This is a genomic window from Aeromonas sp. s1(2024) (assembly GCF_040908005.1).
Classification (GTDB): domain Bacteria; phylum Pseudomonadota; class Gammaproteobacteria; order Enterobacterales; family Aeromonadaceae; genus Aeromonas; species Aeromonas caviae.
Genome location: NZ_JBFOCW010000081.1, coordinates 23,139 through 37,885, shown reverse-complemented (window position 1 = coordinate 37,885; position 14,747 = coordinate 23,139). Strand labels below are relative to the sequence as shown.

Below are 14,747 nucleotides of genomic sequence, written 5' to 3'. Positions count from 1 at the left end.
GGATTTTGCTTTTGGCCATGATCTCGCACCTCGATAACTGTACGTAAGATCAGTATAGTTCGTGGTAACTGACTGCTAATCATGGGTAATCAGGTAAAATTTACCCATAAGCTGACATAAAGTGGCATCGACCTCTGCGCCTTCCCCTACGATGTTGTAATTTTACCACACCACCAACCTATTCAGCTTTCACACCAAGCATTCAGCTGCTTGGCGACTTCATACAGGCTGCTTGGGCATTGCAGAATGGGATTCTCAGCGATGAATTGCAGGAATTTGCCACGCAATGGCAATGGGTTTATAACCATGAGCGGCCTAATATGGCGCTGGGTGGCTACACGCCAAAGCAGCACCTGGCGCGGGCCGCCTGACCTCTACTTTTGAATGCCCCTGAATATGGGGGATTACCGGCAATTTTAGAAAAGGGCCGAGTCAAAAATCGACCTAGCAATCAAAGAGGAAGGTGCTACCCACTTATTCGCACCTTCCCTAGGAAAGTCAACATGATGGGACGACTGTTTCGCTCTTGAACTTTCTAACATTTGAAATCAGAGGGGGAGCCCGCATGCTGACCATCCCCTGAGGGTCTTGAGCAAGCGCTCGTTGTCCCGCTGGTGCAGGCCGATGGAGGGCTCATCCAGCACATACATGACCCCCACCAGACCGGCACCTATCTGGCTCGCCAAGCGGATGCGCTGGGCTTCGCCGCCGGAGAGGGTCTCGGCGCTGCGGGACAGGCTCAGATAGTTGAGGCCCACGTTGACCAGAAAACCGAGCCGCTCGACGATCTCTTTGAGGATCTTGTCCGCTATCTGGGCACGCTGGCCGGTGAGCGCCAGCCCCTCGAAGAAGGCCAGCGCATCGCCGATGGATTGTTCGGCGATGGCGGAGAGGTTGCGGTTATCGACGAATACGTGACGCGCCTCCTCCCGCAAACGGCTGCCGCCGCAACTGGTGCAGGACTTGTTGGCGATGTATTTGGAGAGCTCTTCGCGTACCGAGTTGGATTCGGTTTCCCGGTAGCGGCGCTCCATGTTGTGCAAGATCCCCTCGAAGGGGTGCTTGCGCACCACCACATCACCACGGTCGTTCATGTAGCGGAACTCGATCTCGGTTTTGCCCGAGCCCCGCAGCAATACTTCCTGCACCTTGGCGGGCAGATCCCCCCAAGGGAGCTCCAGATCGAACTGATAGTGCTCGGCGAGGGATTTCAGCATCTGGAAGTAATAGAAGCTGCGCTTGTCCCAGCCACGGATGGCGCCCCCTGCCAGGCTCTGGCTCGGATCGTGGATCAGCTTGGCGGGATCGAAGTACTGCTGCACACCCAGGCCGTCGCAGGTGGGGCAGGCACCGGCTGGGTTGTTGAAGGAGAAGATCCGCGGTTCGAGCTCCGACATGGAGTAACCGCACTCGGGGCAGGCGAAATTCGCCGAGAAGGTCATGGGTTCAACCCCCTCCTCCCCGTCCATGGGCACCACCAGCACGATGCCGCCGGAGAGGGTCAAGGCCGTCTCGAAGGACTCGGCGAGGCGCAGGGCCAGATCCTCGCGCACCTTGAAACGGTCGACCACCACTTCGATGGTGTGCTTCTTGTGCAGCTCCAGGCTGGGGGGATCCGAGAGGTCACACACCTCGCCATCGATGCGGGCACGGATATAACCCTGAGCCGCCAGGTTCTCCAGCAGCTTGCTGTGCTCCCCCTTGCGATCGCGCACCACGGGCGCCAGCAGCATCAGCTTGCTGCCTTCTGGCTGAGCCAACACCTGATCCACCATCTGGCTGATGGTCTGGGCGGCGAGCGGTATGGCATGGGTGGGGCAGCGAGGCTCACCCACCCGGGCAAACAGCAGGCGCAGATAGTCATAAATTTCGGTGATGGTGCCGACGGTCGAACGCGGGTTATGAGACGTAGACTTCTGTTCGATGGAGATGGCCGGCGACAAGCCCTCGATATGATCCACATCCGGCTTCTCCATCAGGGAGAGGAACTGGCGGGCATAGGCGGAGAGGGACTCCACATAACGGCGCTGGCCTTCGGCATAGAGGGTATCGAACGCCAAAGAAGACTTGCCGGAGCCAGAGAGGCCGGTGACCACGATCAGCTTGTCGCGGGGAAGAGTCAGATTGATGTTCTTGAGGTTGTGGGTGCGGGCACCCCGGATCACGATTTTTTCCATCTTGTTGCGCGCTCGATACGGTAACCAGAGCGGGCCAGTATGGCATAGAGACTACTGGATGAATAGACAGTCCAGACGGGAAATCATGGAGATGAGGGGCACTCGAATGTCTGGTCGATCTCGCTCAGCAACAAGGCCCCCTGCCACAGCTGCAACCGTATTCTTGCCTGATAGGGACAAGCCAGTCCCAGACTCAGTCGTCCCACGCCATGGGGCCGGTTGGCGACCAGTTCGGCCCCCCCGCTCTGGCGCTGATGACTGCGCCCCCCCGCCCCCTGGCTCCAGAGATCCAGGGCAAAGGTAACGGCCCCCGACTGGTCGCTTTGCAGGGTAGGGGCCAGGGAGAGGCCGGTCGGCCCCTGTTGGACATTGAGGCTTATCTTGGGGATCACCTTGGCCTCCTTGGCCGGTTCTGACTCGCCCGCCCATCCCGAGGGAGACAAGCTGAGCCATAGGAGCAGCATCACTAGCCGCCGGTGCAGGGGAGTGGTCTGATGGCATGGACCAGCCAGCCAGTCCCGGGTTCGCACCAATAAAAAAGGGGCCCGCAGGCCCCCGAATGTGCAAATCATCAGTTGCCGCCCTGATAAACATAGGCGTGGTTGTTGCTGCCATAGACATCGACCTGAGCCGTGTTGAAGCTCGCAGTCTGTACCACATCGACCAGGTTGCCACCGCCATTCATACCGGCGTTGACATAGACGTCGGCCACATGGTTGTTGCCGGTCTGGCTGACGGTCAGATCGTTGTCGCTACCCAGGTAGGACTCGACAGAGGCGTTGTTCAGGTCGCCGGTCTGGGTCACGGTCACGGTAGAGCCGGAGTGGGACGCATCGGCATAGGCCCAGTTGTCGTTGCCGGTCTGGGCCACGGTCAGCTCGTTGTCTGAACCCCAGGTCCAGGCGCCTTTGCCTTGCACATCACGCGCGGCCGCCACCTGGTTGCGATCCCCTTGCTGGTCGATGGCGATCTGGTTGTTGCTGCCCGCTTCCTGCACCGCGTTGGCGTAGTTGTCATCACCGCTCTGATCTATGGTCACCACGCCAGCGGTGCTGCTCGCCAGCTGCTTGACCACGGCCTGGTTGCCGTCACCCATCTGATCGACACTGGCCTGGTTGCCCGACCCTCTCTGCTCGGTATCGGCCAGGTTACCGTCACCCACCTGGGTGATGGAGCTCTGCTCACCGACACCGCCCTGATAGGCAGTGGCCAAGTTGTCATCGCCCAGCTGATCGATGGTCAATGCATCGTCACGGCCAGTCTGGCTGGTTTCGATCTCATTACGGTTGCCAACCTGGGTCAGGGTGGCGCTCTCGTTGGTACCAGCCTGATTGGCGGTCAGGGTGTTGCCCTCACCGGCCGCAGAGCCAGACTGCGCCGTCTTCACATAGCCATCGACACCGCTCTGGGTGACATAAGCCTTGTTATCGAGATCGCGCTGGTCGACCAGGGCCTCGTTGCCGCTACCCGATTGAGTCACCTTTGCCAGAGTCCCCTCCGGATAGGCGTAACCATAATTATTGGTGGCCTGAGTGACGGTGGCTTTGTTCAACTGACCGGATTGGGCCACCTGAGCTTCGGCACCATCGGCAATCTGCTGGGAAACGCTGGCTTCGTGACTGTTGCCAAGCTGGCTGACGTTGGCGATGGCTTTATCGGACCAATAGTTGTTGATGCTGGCATCGTTGTTGTTGCCAACCTGACTCACGGTGGAGCTGGCACCATCACCGTTATCCTGCATCACGTCGGCACTGTTGTGGTTGCCGACCTGGGCCACGGAGGCGTGGGAGCCTTCGTTGAACACCTGCTGGGTCACGGTCGCGACGTTGAAGTTGCCTGTGCTTGCCACCTGGGCGACGGATCCTGCGGTGCTGGACTCCTGGGTCACCAGGGCATCGTTGCCTGCCCCGACCTGAGCCACACTGGCTTCGGACTGGCTGGTGTTTTTCTGGATGGTCTTCGCTTCGTTGTCGGCACCAATCTGGCTGATACTCGCCTGATTGTGGTTGCTGCTATCGATCTGCTCGACGGTGGCCAAGTTGTTGTTGCCGGTCTGGGCGACGGTCGCCTGGTTGTTGGCGGAAGCCGCCCAGACGCTGGAAGTAGCCAGTAATACGGCAGAGGCGATGATGGTACGTTTGAACATGATTTCCCTCTCGTGCTTTGGTGTGAGCCTGGGCTCAGTTGGTTTGAACTACTCTCACTTGCTGGTTGGCGCCCGTCTGAATGACGGTGGCCGATAGGCCGGAGCCGTTTTGCTCTATGCTGGCCAAGTTGCCATCACCGAGCTGAACGGCCCGTGCCCTGTTGTCATATCCGCTCTGGCTGATCCAGGCCTGGTTGTCCATCCCCTGTTGCCACAGCCAGATCTGGTTGCCGATACCGGCCTGGTAGAGCTCGGCGCTGTTGCCAACTCCGAGCTGGACCGCATCTACCCAGTTGTTGTCGCCGACTTGATCCAGTCGCAGTTGCTGCTGCTGGCCCTGTTGCATCAGGCGGATCTGGTTGTCATTGCCTGACTGGCTGAGCTGCAATTCGTTATCCGAGCCAAGCTGCCAGAGGTGGGCCTGGTTGCCCTCCCCCCGCTGAACCAGCTCAAGCTCGTTGCCCTGACCCAGTTCACTCAGGGAAGCCAGGTCCTGCGCCAATGCGGGCAGGCCTAGCAGACTCATGATCAGCAGGACGGGATTCAGGTATTTCATCTGTGATTACCTTTTTGAAGTGCGGGTCCAGTATCCCCAGCCCCCCGGGCCAGGGCCATCAGGCACACAGCTGATTCGAGGCTGATTCGGATCCAGGGTTTGTCTGGTAGAAAAGGCTGAGGTCAAGCTGAGCCATGCCTCTTTTTTGCAGGTGTCGCGCCAAGGGATGGAGGGGGGATAGACCATGAAAACAGGCCCATGATGGGCCTGTGGAGAGGAGCTGAAAGGGGCAAGCGATAGATAGAAACTAGCGACGCTGCCTCGACTAGAGGATGGGGGCGCTGTCTTGCAGATAACCCTGCAGTATGGGGTTTTCCATGTCCCGCGCATCGGCCAGCTGCCAGAGGTTGTCTCGCACCCCGTTGGCAATGAGCCGGATCACCGCCGATTCGATGGCAGACATGACGCACATCTGTACCGGTTCGTTGGTGCTAAAGCCCGCCTCGGCCTCCAGCAAGCGCTTGTACTCGACGAAACGGAACACTCCGGCCTGCACCTGCTGGGACAAGATGGTCTTGGAGGTGGTGACGCTGTTGAGAATCCGGCCGGAGCGGATATCGACGGCCCTCAGATTGACGGTCACCTGATCGACCCGGTATTCGCCACTCGCCCCTATGCCGAAGTACTTGGCCCCGGCACCGCCGGTACGCACATTGCTGTCATAGGCCACTATGCCCCCTTCGATCAGGATATTGGCCGCCACCAGAGAGGGTAATTGATGCTGATTATTGCCGGGCACATTGGGTTTGTTTTGCGTGGCCCGCACTATCTTGCGCTCGGTCAGCAGGTTCTGCAGCCCTTCCCGCTCCAGAGGCACGAACCACTGGGAGTCCCATAGCGCCGTGCTCAGCATGGCGACCCCACCCTGGGTCACTGCGGTGGAGAAGTTGGAGGCTGGGGCTGGCAGATACTGACCGGTCTGATCGCGAAAATCATAGACGGCGGCCACTATCTTGCCCTTGGGTTTGGGCAGGCTGATCAACTCTTTGTAGGAGATGGATCTCGGCATCAGGGTCGCCTTCTCATCCGCCTCGGGAGAGCCTATATGGGTAGCACACCCCCCCAGAGCAAACAGAATGGCGAGCAAAGGCAGGGCGGTAAATAACGGTGTCCTTGTCATAACGTCCTCAGTCGGCGATCAGGCCATTCACTTCTATCATGGTGGTTTCATTCGTCGATCTGTCGGTAATGGAAACGGCAAGAGTGCCATCCTCATCCACCACATTGATCGCAAACTCGTCGGTGACCAGGCTACCGCTTTGACTGCCATCCTTGCCGATGTCGGCCAGCAGTTGGCTCACCAGCCGCGATTGCAGACTGGAGGTGAGTCTGTCCAGAGCCGAGGTGCCGCTGCTGCTGCCAGTGGAGGGATCCTTGTAGTCGTTCTGGGCGTTAGCCGTGCCCAGCAGATGACTGCTGTTGAGCGGGTTACCGCCAAAGCTGGGGTTAGTAGGCCGATAGATAAGCTCGGAGGCAGAAGCGGTCATGCTGACCGTCAGTGCCAGAAGCAGGAGGCGTGAGCACATATGCTATATCCTTATAGTTCATCGTGTTCCAGATCGAAGGTATCCATGAACAGGATGGCGACCTTCTGCTGTTGTAAAATTTCGTTCACTTGGACCCAGGCCTGCTGCGCTGCAGCTTCTCCCTGACTGCGCACCGGGGAGAGGGCCGTCCTAAACAGCACCTTGCGATTGTGGGTGATCCAGATCAGGCTGCCCCAGCGCGCAGTCGGCCGCTCATGTATGGTGATGTTCTCCCGCGCATTCGGATCCTCGTCCTCTCGCAATCGGCTGAAGTGATGATAAAAAACCTGACCGAAACGGGTGAAGGTACGGTCTATCACCAGACCCCCAATCTCTATCCTGTCGCTCTCCTGCTCGGGTTGCAGCGATTCCAGAGGCGTGTTGGCATCCCCTTCATTGGCAGCTAGGGCACCAGAGATCAACCAGAGACAGAGCAGCCAAGTTCGCATCAGTAGGAGCTCGTCATATCGAGGTAATCTTTAGCCCAGCTCACGGCTTGCAACCGATTCTTGACGTTCAACTTCTTGAAGACGTTATAAAGGTGGGACTTGATGGTGTGCTCGCTGACAAACAGGGTGTCAGCTATCTCGGTATTGGAGGCTCCCGTCATCAAATAGCGAATGATCTCGCGCTCTCGGACCGTCAGCAGATTCTGGCTGCGTTGGGCTGGCTCCATGCCCTGTCGGTAATAATGGACCAGCTCGCACATCAGATGACGCGGGATCCAAAACTCCCCCAGCATCACCTTCTTGATACCGGCTACCAAGTGATCCAAGGGATCCTGACGAAAGAAGAGACCGCTGGTATTGGGCCACAGCAGCAGCAGATCGCGATTCGTGCTGGTCGGCGCATTGAGTAATATCGTGCTGGCCGATTCGAAGGCGGCTATATCCCGGCTCCAGCCAAACTGCTGGCTCGACTTGAGATAGTCCAGATCGATCAGGAACAGGTTGCAATTCTCGATAGCCAATAGTTGATCGGGATGGCTAATCAGGCGTATTGGTTCACCGAGTTGGGCCATCAGGTAGGTGGTGAAGGTCGTCGCCTGAACATTGCCTTCGGTCACGAGTACCAATGGAATCTCTGTCGTCATGGAGCTCTTCCTTGAACTGTGTGCCTATCGGCTTGAATAGTTTTTATTCGCCAATAATGGTCGCAAGAGAGTATCAAACACCGGTTTTTATACAGCATTAAAAAAGCATTAGACGTCATTAAAACTCGATGGAAAATTTTTTTTGTAGAAAATACAATGATCTATGATCCACCCCATTTAGGGGGGGGGCAGCAATGAGACATCGATATGCCAACTGTCATTATACCTTTAGCCCCAGGGTGAGAGCGTGAACATTTTGTTAAAATTCACCCAATTTTTTCAGGCCCGCATTGAGTACCGTTTCCAGATATTCGCTGCTCATTCCTGCTATTTTTTGCTTCCGTCTTACGCTCGCCTTACGTGAAGTCTCGGCCCTGAGCATGTTCAGCCCCATGTGCCGGATGCACGCTAAAATCTCTGCCGCATCACCCCGATAGATTGGGCAATCATCCTCGCCCATCGTGACATCCAGTACCAAGTACCCAGTACAGGCTATTTTCGATGGCCCAGTGCCCACGCACCGCCCGAGAAAACTCATCCCGCTCCAGCGTTTTTGAACAGATGAAGTAGTGATGTTCAAGGGTGGCTTTTTTCATGTTTTCAATGCGATAAGAGATGGCCACGCCAATGCTGTGCAACTGTTCCCAATGAGGAAACTGGGCGGCCAACTCGCCCGCCGCCACCCATCCCCGAGCTATGCCGCGAGCATGGCATCAGCAGCGCCACCTTCTACAAGTGGCGCGCCAAGTTCGGCGGCATGGACGCCTCCCTCATGGCTCGTCTCAAGGACCTCCAGGAGGAAAATCGCCGCCTCAAGAAGATGTATGCCGAGGAGCGCCTCAAAGCCGACATCCTCCAGGAGGCCATGGCAATAAAGTGGTGACGCCATCTACCCGCCGGGAGATGGCCACCCAGGCGGTCGCTCACTGCGCCCTCTCCATCCGGCTCGCCTGTCGGGTGTTCGGGGTCAGCGAAGGCTGCTATCGCTACCAACCGGTACTGGCCGAAGAGAACCAGCTCATCGCCGACTGGCTGCTGCGCATCACAGCCAGCCAGCGCAACTGGGGCTTCGGGCTCTGCTTCCTCTATTTGCGCAACGTCAAAGGGTTTGGCTGGAACCACAAGCGGGTGTACCGGATTTATCGGAAACTGGAGCTCAACCTGCGGATAAAACCCAGGAAACGGCTGGTGCGTGCAAAACCGGCGGCGTTGGCGGTTCCTGCAAAACCCAATACCTGCTGGTCGATGGACTTCATGCATGACCAGCTGTCCGATGGACGCTCGGTGCGGTTGTTCAATGTGATAGATGATTTCAACCGGGAAGCGTTATGTATCGAAGTCGATTTTTCGCTTCCCGCCTCGCGGGTCAAACGGGCGTTGGAGCAGGTGATAGCGTGGCGTGGCAAACCGGCGGCCATCCGCTGTGATAACGGTCCGGAATACATCAGCGAGGAGCTCAAACGCTGGGGAAGGTGCGAACAAGTCCTTGATGTGAGATCATCGCCACATCATTTTGGCATCAGGGACGAAGCTCAACGTGACTCATCAATTGACATTTGCCGACAGCGAGTTCCACAGCAAACGCCGTCAAACTCGAAAAGAAGCGTTCTTTGCCCGTATGGAGGCGTTGCTGCCCTGGTCAAGAATGCTGGCCGTGATTGAGCCCGTTTATCCCAAGTCCGGCAATGGTCGTCGCCCCTATCCGCTGGAGACCATGTTGCGTATCCACTGCATCCAGCAGTGGTACAACCTCAGTGACGGAGCGATGGAGGACGCGCTCTACGAGATTGCCTCCATGCGCCTCTTTGCCAAGCTTTCCCTCGACCAAGCTATCCCTGACCGTACCACCATCATGAACTTCCGCCATCGGCTGGAGCAGCACCAACTGGCTCGCCAGCTCTTCGAGTCCATCAATCAGTGGCTCTCTGACGCCGGCATCATGATGACTCAGGGGACCTTGGTTGATGCCACTATCATCGAGGCCCCCAGTTCGACCAAAAACAAGCGCCAGCAGCGCGACCCCGAGATGCACCAAACCAAGAAGGGCAACCAGTGGCACTTTGGCATGAAGGCCCATATCGGCGTCGATGCCAAAAGCGGCCTGACCCATAGCCTGGCAACCACCGCGGCCAATGAGCACGACCTCAATCAAGCCGGCAATCTGCTGCACGGGAAGGAGGAATTTGTGTTTGGTGATGCCGGTTACCAAGGGGCACCCAAGCGTGAGGAGTTGGCTGGGGTAAAGGTCGAATGGGCCATTACCGAACGCCCAGGCAAGGTCAAAGCGCTCAAACAACGTCCGCGCAAGAACAAGGCCGTTATCCAGTTTGAAAGACTCAAGGCCAGCATCCGAGCCAAGGTTGAACACCCATTCCGGCTCATCAAGCGTCAGTTTGGCTTCGTCAAAGCGCGGTACAAGGGGCTGATGAAGAACGACAATCAATTGGCGATGCTGTTTACGCTGGCGAACCTGTTCCGAGTGGATCGGGAATTCAGATAATAAGTGCGACACTCATGGATGAATGGCGAGAGGTGGCCAACTGCTGATTGGTGGTACCCTTCTGCTCGCCAAAGTATAAGCAGTATCACCATGAGCTATCAGCAGTTGACCGAGGGGCAACGATACCAGTTATCGGTGCTTCGCGCACAGGGGATGTCCATCCTTGCCACCGCACGCGCCATTGGCGTTCATCGCTCCACCCTCTACCGGGAGCTGCGTCGTAACGCCGGGCCGCAGGGCTACCAGCCAGACAATGCGCATCAGCACGCCACCCACCGACGGGCCAGTGCGGCCAAATCTCGGCTATCTGCCGATGTCATCCAGTTTGTCGAGCTGACACTCGCCTGGTGGTGGAGCCCGGAGCAGATAAGCACGGTGGGCAAGCAGATAGGCCTCATGGTGAGTCACGAGTGGATATACCGCCATGTGGCCGCCGACAAAGCCCGGGGTGGCCAGTTGTACCGCCATCTGCGCCAGGGCCACAAGCGCTACCGCAAGGGGGCGAGCAGCCTGCGTTCTCCCATCAAGGAAGCCCGCTCTATTGATGAACGGCCGGCTATCGTCGATAGCCGGGAGCGGCTCGGTGATTGGGAGGCGGACACGGTGCTGGGCAAGCAAGGCACAGGTGCACTGGTCACCCTGGTGGAGCGCAAGAGCCGGCTCTATCTGGTCAAGCGGGTCGCGAGCAAACAGGCTGGGGTGGTGCGGGATGCGATAATCGAGATGTTAACGCCCTACATCGAGCAGGTGCATACTATCACCTTTGACAACGGCGGCGAGTTTGCCGAACACAAGGCGATAGAGGAAGCGCTGGGTGCCGAGACTTACTTTGCGCACCCTTACTCTTCGTGGGAGCGCGGTCTGAACGAGAACAGCAATGGGCTGTTGAGGCAGTTTATCCCAAAGGGAACAGACCTGAGAGAGGTCACGGACGAGGATGTCAGGAGAGCGGAGCAGTGGCTCAACCTACGACCTCGGAAATGTCTCGGATTCAGGCAGCCTGTCAAGGTATTCGAAGAGTACCGTCAGGCGGCATAGGCGAGTGTCGCACTTCGAAGTTGAATTCGCGGATCAATTGATAAGGGCACAGGAAAGATCTACCTAAAATCGGGGAATACCCCCAGAAAGGGGGTGAAAATGGTTATAAAGCCTGATTTTTGAAGAAAATGGGGCAATTTTAGAAAAGGGCCGAGTCAAAAATCGACCTAGCAATCAAAGAGGAAGGTGCTACCCACTTATTCGCACCTTCCCTTGTGTGACTACCAACATCTCGGTGTTTTGCTATCTGATTAAACCCTTCCTGATTACCCATGATTAGCAGTCAGTTACCACGAACTATACTGATCTTACGTACAGTTATCGAGGTGCGAGATCATGGCCAAAAGCAAAATCCAATTCCAGAAAGTCACCACACACATCACAGATAACATCTACGACCTGCTCCGTCGGAACTATCGCTTTTACCAACATATTGCCTCCCGCATTATCTCAACACGCAACCTGTTTACCCCCGGCAAGAGCCCCATCGGACGTTGTGGGTGATGCCACCATCTTGCCAGCTCTTCTTTAAAACCGGTTTAAGCCCACGACCACGCCATCAATCCAGCCGCTTGTAAATCCGCGTATCGCTGGTCGATTTCCGAAACCAGTAAAAATCGGGCAATCCTGCAAACACCCTGCGCCAGTTGAATACTTCGGCCGATAATCGATCCGCCATCTTGACGATAGTCTCCGGCATATACTGGATAAGCGGCTTGCCAATCGATGCGGACAAGCAGGCCGACAGGGCTTCAAATGCCCGGGGATCCTGGCTCATCAGACTTTGCAGGTGTGGCTCCAACTTCATGAAGTTCAGGGCTTCATGCTGGGAGCAGATCCCCTCTCCGGCTTCCACGTTGTAGTAGAGGTAGAGTTTGCCCACATCGTGCAGCAATCCCCCTAGGAAGGCGACGTCGGCGGTGCGTCCATCAAGCCGGTATTGACGACACAACATCCTGGCTGTCATCGCCACTTCTACACTGTGCTCCAGCAAGCCACCCACATGGTCATGATGATGGTGATGGCTCGCCCTGCCTCGATAAAACCCGGTGATAAAACGCCGGTCACGTAGGATCCCGAGGGAAAAGCGCCGTAACCCGCCGGGCGGTAACATGGCATAGAAGCGCCACAGTGCCTGGATCATCTGGCCATGCGACTCATTGAGGGCCAAACCAAGGTGAAACTCCCACAGTTGACGCCCCTCGTCCCCTGTGATGCCTTCCAGAGCGCGACAACTGCGCAATGTGACAGACTGCTGCTCCATCCCCAGCATTGCCAGTACCAGCTGCCCCGACGGCGCAATAGTTGCCATGCATTTATCTGAGACCGAGACTCGATGGACGGCCTTTGGCGATAACAATTCCCAACACTCATACTCGCCCTCGCTATCCGCCAGTCTGGTTGCCCACATCAGTTCGCCGCAATCCGCATATTCAGTGACGTGTACCATGACCCGCCTCCCCATCGTGTGAATCCCACCTTTCCGCCAGCGCCTTCGAGGCAAGCCGCTGCTGCTCGAATCCCGCCAACATCTGCTCAAAGGCATGCCCATCCCGACCCGACAGATCAGGCACGTAACGGGAATAGACCCGGAATAACATCTGAGTGCTGTTATGGCCCAGTTGCTTTGCTATCCACTCAGGGCTCTCACCTGCCGCGAGCCAGAGCGTGGCGGCGGTATGCCTTGTCTGATAGGGCTTGCGCTTCTCCAGCTTTAACAACGACAGCAATGGGTACCACACCCGATTGGCCACATTGCGATCCTCGAACGGGCTGCCGTGCTTCGTGCAGAAAACAAACCCATCTGGTGAGACCTTGCCATCGTAGCGGTCGCGTTGAGTGAGAAATGCCTGATAAACCTGCTCACTCATCTGCACCGCGCGATAGGAGCCATCGGTTTTCGTCGGGATCAGTTCATTGCGGACCCATGCCTGATACACCAGGATCTGCCGGCGCTCGAAATCGATGTGGCGCCAGGTTAAACCGTGGATCTCGCTCGAACGTAGCCCGGTAAAAAACCGGATGGTGTAATAAGGGCGAAAGTCAGCCCTCACCACTGCCAGCAGTCGACCAATCTCTTCAAGACTGAAGGGCATGATGTTGCTACGGGGGATCTTGAGTGCTCGGATATTGCGCCAGGGCGAGTCAAAACCGAACCGATCTGCCGCATCTGCCAACATCATGCGAAGCGGCGTCATGATGTGGTTGACCCGTGAGGCTGAGATCGGCTTGCCACCTCTCCCGGGCAAACGAGCGATCATTGTCCTGAATGCCAAGATCGCAGACTTATCGATCACGCTCAGCGGCTGATTGCCAAAGTGCGGCAGCAGATGGCAATCAAGAATGTCGCGGATGGTCTCCTGCTGGGAGGTTCGCCACTCGGCCGATTTTTCCTGGTACCACTGCTCAGCAAAATCAGACAACAGAGGGCACCCAGCCCGCAACACGGCTTCCCGCTCGGCCAGTTTGGTGAAGTAGCCACAACGCGGGCTGTTTGGGAAGGTTTTGCAAAAATCAAACTGCCCGAGGGTGATTTGTGCCTCCAACCGTTCACAATACTGCTTCAGTTTGTGGCGATTTTGGCTTGTATCGGGTAACCCAGTGCGCTCACGACAGCGCTTCCCCTTGAAGCAAAAATCGAGGTAAAGCAATTGGTTAAGGCTATATACTGTTGCCATAAGAATCCACCTCCCCTAGCCCTGAAACGACTCGAACATTGCGCTGTGCTTGAGCATTTCCTCTTCGATAGGCTCCCAGAGAAACAACAACTTACGACCGCCAAACGGGCGAATATAGTGCAGCCCTTCGAGCAGGACAGAGTCTTTCAGCTGATTGCGGATAGTACGTGGATCGAACTTGATGCGAGCAGAGAGCTCTTCTGTTGTCAGGTAGGTGTATGCCATAATCATATCCTCTCTTTTTTCTCTTCAAAAAAAACAAATGCACCACAGGAGGGATTTTAGCACCACAAATCGTTAGTGCAACGATTTTTGCCATCCTGCAGGTCTTTTTTCTATGGAGGAGTGATGATTAAGTGCCATCTATCCCGAATTTTGGGTGAACGGAAACTCAAAGTTGCCGAAGTTGCCAGAGATACGGGTATCAATCGAAACACTTTGCATCGTCTCTACAATGAGACGGCAACGCGAGTGGAGTTAGAAGTAATAGAACAGTTATGCCACCATTTAAGAATTGAGATTGGTGATTTGTTTGAAGTGGTGGGTCACCCTCCCGAGAATCTCGGTGGAATGTAACAAAAGACTCTTACGAGAGAACCCAAAAGGTCTGGTTTAACGAGGTCAGGGGAACGGTGACGTGGTAGTCAATCTGACCATCCCAGCCTTCCTCACCTCATCAATATGCACTTTCCCATCGATACTCCGGATAAATTTTCATCCCCCCTGAGATGAGGTAAAAAAATGAGCCGAAGTCGACGAAAGACCCCCATGTTTGGCTACACAACAGCGACGTCTGAAGCTGAAGACAAGCGGATTTGGCACAAACGCTGGCGCGCTCAGTTGCGTGGCCAGCTATCACGCGACGCAACGACGGATGACTTTTTGCCAATACTCCAACGCGCCGTTTCGAGCCCTTGGAACATGGATAAGGATGGGAAAAGCTGGTTCAGCCCTCGACAGCAGCGCCGGCAAGCAGAGCAATTCCTGCCCCTTCAAGGCCTATCCACATCAGATGCGCAGCGCGCAGTGGTCA

Annotated in this window: 13 protein-coding genes and 4 pseudogenes; 5 read left to right on the top strand and 12 right to left on the bottom strand. The window is 56.4% G+C overall.

Features of this window, described 5'->3' with window-relative positions; genetic code table 11:
* Positions 1-257 precede the first annotated feature (257 nt).
* Positions 258-371 (top strand): annotated as a pseudogene (locus AB5Y70_RS19170) (integrase core domain-containing protein); the annotation flags it as partial.
* A gap of 210 nt (positions 372-581) precedes the next feature.
* Here AB5Y70_RS19170 and uvrA read toward each other — a convergent pair.
* The 9 genes and pseudogenes from uvrA to AB5Y70_RS19125 all read right to left on the bottom strand — a co-directional run.
* Positions 582-2,177: pseudogene (gene uvrA, locus AB5Y70_RS19165) on the bottom strand (excinuclease ABC subunit UvrA); the annotation flags it as partial.
* Positions 2,178-2,260: 83 nt separating this feature from the next.
* Positions 2,261-2,569 carry a curli-like amyloid fiber formation chaperone CsgH gene (gene csgH / locus AB5Y70_RS19160; protein ID WP_129146543.1) on the bottom strand — a complete coding sequence of 103 codons (309 nt, stop codon included), beginning with the start codon at positions 2,567-2,569 and terminating at the stop codon, positions 2,261-2,263.
* Positions 2,570-2,748: 179 nt separating this feature from the next.
* The gene (locus AB5Y70_RS19155) at positions 2,749-4,323 is read right to left on the bottom strand and encodes a curlin (protein WP_024941331.1); all 1,575 of its coding nucleotides are present in this window, start codon (positions 4,321-4,323) and stop codon (positions 2,749-2,751) included.
* Between the two features lie 34 nt (positions 4,324-4,357).
* Complete coding sequence (locus AB5Y70_RS19150) at positions 4,358-4,879, bottom strand: hypothetical protein (RefSeq protein ID WP_005895593.1); 522 nt, start codon at positions 4,877-4,879, stop codon at positions 4,358-4,360.
* A gap of 265 nt (positions 4,880-5,144) precedes the next feature.
* Complete coding sequence (locus tag AB5Y70_RS19145; RefSeq protein ID WP_041204616.1) at positions 5,145-5,999, bottom strand: CsgG/HfaB family protein; 855 nt, start codon at positions 5,997-5,999, stop codon at positions 5,145-5,147.
* A gap of 7 nt (positions 6,000-6,006) precedes the next feature.
* Positions 6,007-6,405, bottom strand: coding sequence for a curli assembly protein CsgF (locus tag AB5Y70_RS19140; RefSeq protein ID WP_024941329.1), 399 nt, complete (start codon positions 6,403-6,405; stop codon positions 6,007-6,009).
* 11 nt (positions 6,406-6,416) lie between these two features.
* Positions 6,417-6,854, bottom strand: coding sequence for a curli production assembly/transport protein CsgE (locus AB5Y70_RS19135; RefSeq protein WP_024941328.1), 438 nt, complete (start codon positions 6,852-6,854; stop codon positions 6,417-6,419).
* On the bottom strand, positions 6,854-7,498 hold the full coding sequence (locus AB5Y70_RS19130) for a LuxR C-terminal-related transcriptional regulator (protein WP_024941327.1): 645 nt from the start codon (positions 7,496-7,498) through the stop codon (positions 6,854-6,856). Before AB5Y70_RS19130 ends, AB5Y70_RS19135 begins: the two co-directional genes overlap by 1 nt.
* A 259-nt stretch (positions 7,499-7,757) precedes the next feature.
* A pseudogene (locus tag AB5Y70_RS19125) lies at positions 7,758-8,181 on the bottom strand (ISAs1 family transposase); the annotation flags it as partial.
* Here AB5Y70_RS19125 and AB5Y70_RS19120 point away from each other — a divergent pair.
* From AB5Y70_RS19120 to AB5Y70_RS19110, 3 genes and pseudogenes are all read left to right on the top strand, one after another.
* Positions 8,181-8,956: pseudogene (locus AB5Y70_RS19120) on the top strand (IS3 family transposase); the annotation flags it as partial. The pseudogenes AB5Y70_RS19125 and AB5Y70_RS19120 overlap by 1 nt on opposite strands.
* 79 nt (positions 8,957-9,035) lie before the next feature.
* Positions 9,036-9,998 carry an IS5 family transposase gene (locus AB5Y70_RS19115; protein WP_024941324.1) on the top strand — a complete coding sequence of 321 codons (963 nt, stop codon included), beginning with the start codon at positions 9,036-9,038 and terminating at the stop codon, positions 9,996-9,998.
* 90 nt (positions 9,999-10,088) lie between these two features.
* On the top strand, positions 10,089-11,036 hold the full coding sequence (locus tag AB5Y70_RS19110) for an IS30-like element ISAs2 family transposase (protein ID WP_043171239.1): 948 nt from the start codon (positions 10,089-10,091) through the stop codon (positions 11,034-11,036).
* A 559-nt stretch (positions 11,037-11,595) separates the two neighbouring features.
* On the opposite strand, the gene AB5Y70_RS19105 is transcribed toward AB5Y70_RS19110, so the two are convergent.
* Genes AB5Y70_RS19105 through AB5Y70_RS19095 form a run of 3 tightly spaced genes read right to left on the bottom strand, consistent with a single transcriptional unit; the run spans position 11,596 to position 13,939 of the window.
* Complete coding sequence (locus AB5Y70_RS19105) at positions 11,596-12,486, bottom strand: HDOD domain-containing protein (protein ID WP_223916935.1); 891 nt, start codon at positions 12,484-12,486, stop codon at positions 11,596-11,598.
* Positions 12,470-13,714 carry a tyrosine-type recombinase/integrase gene (locus AB5Y70_RS19100; protein ID WP_010674969.1) on the bottom strand — a complete coding sequence of 415 codons (1,245 nt, stop codon included), beginning with the start codon at positions 13,712-13,714 and terminating at the stop codon, positions 12,470-12,472. The genes AB5Y70_RS19105 and AB5Y70_RS19100 overlap by 17 nt, the downstream gene beginning before the upstream one ends.
* A 15-nt stretch (positions 13,715-13,729) precedes the next feature.
* The gene (locus AB5Y70_RS19095; RefSeq protein WP_021140683.1) at positions 13,730-13,939 is read right to left on the bottom strand and encodes a hypothetical protein; all 210 of its coding nucleotides are present in this window, start codon (positions 13,937-13,939) and stop codon (positions 13,730-13,732) included.
* A gap of 123 nt (positions 13,940-14,062) precedes the next feature.
* Between AB5Y70_RS19095 and AB5Y70_RS19090 the strand changes: the two genes are divergently transcribed.
* On the top strand, positions 14,063-14,290 hold the full coding sequence (locus AB5Y70_RS19090; RefSeq protein ID WP_059169915.1) for a helix-turn-helix transcriptional regulator: 228 nt from the start codon (positions 14,063-14,065) through the stop codon (positions 14,288-14,290).
* Positions 14,291-14,747 lie beyond the last annotated feature (457 nt).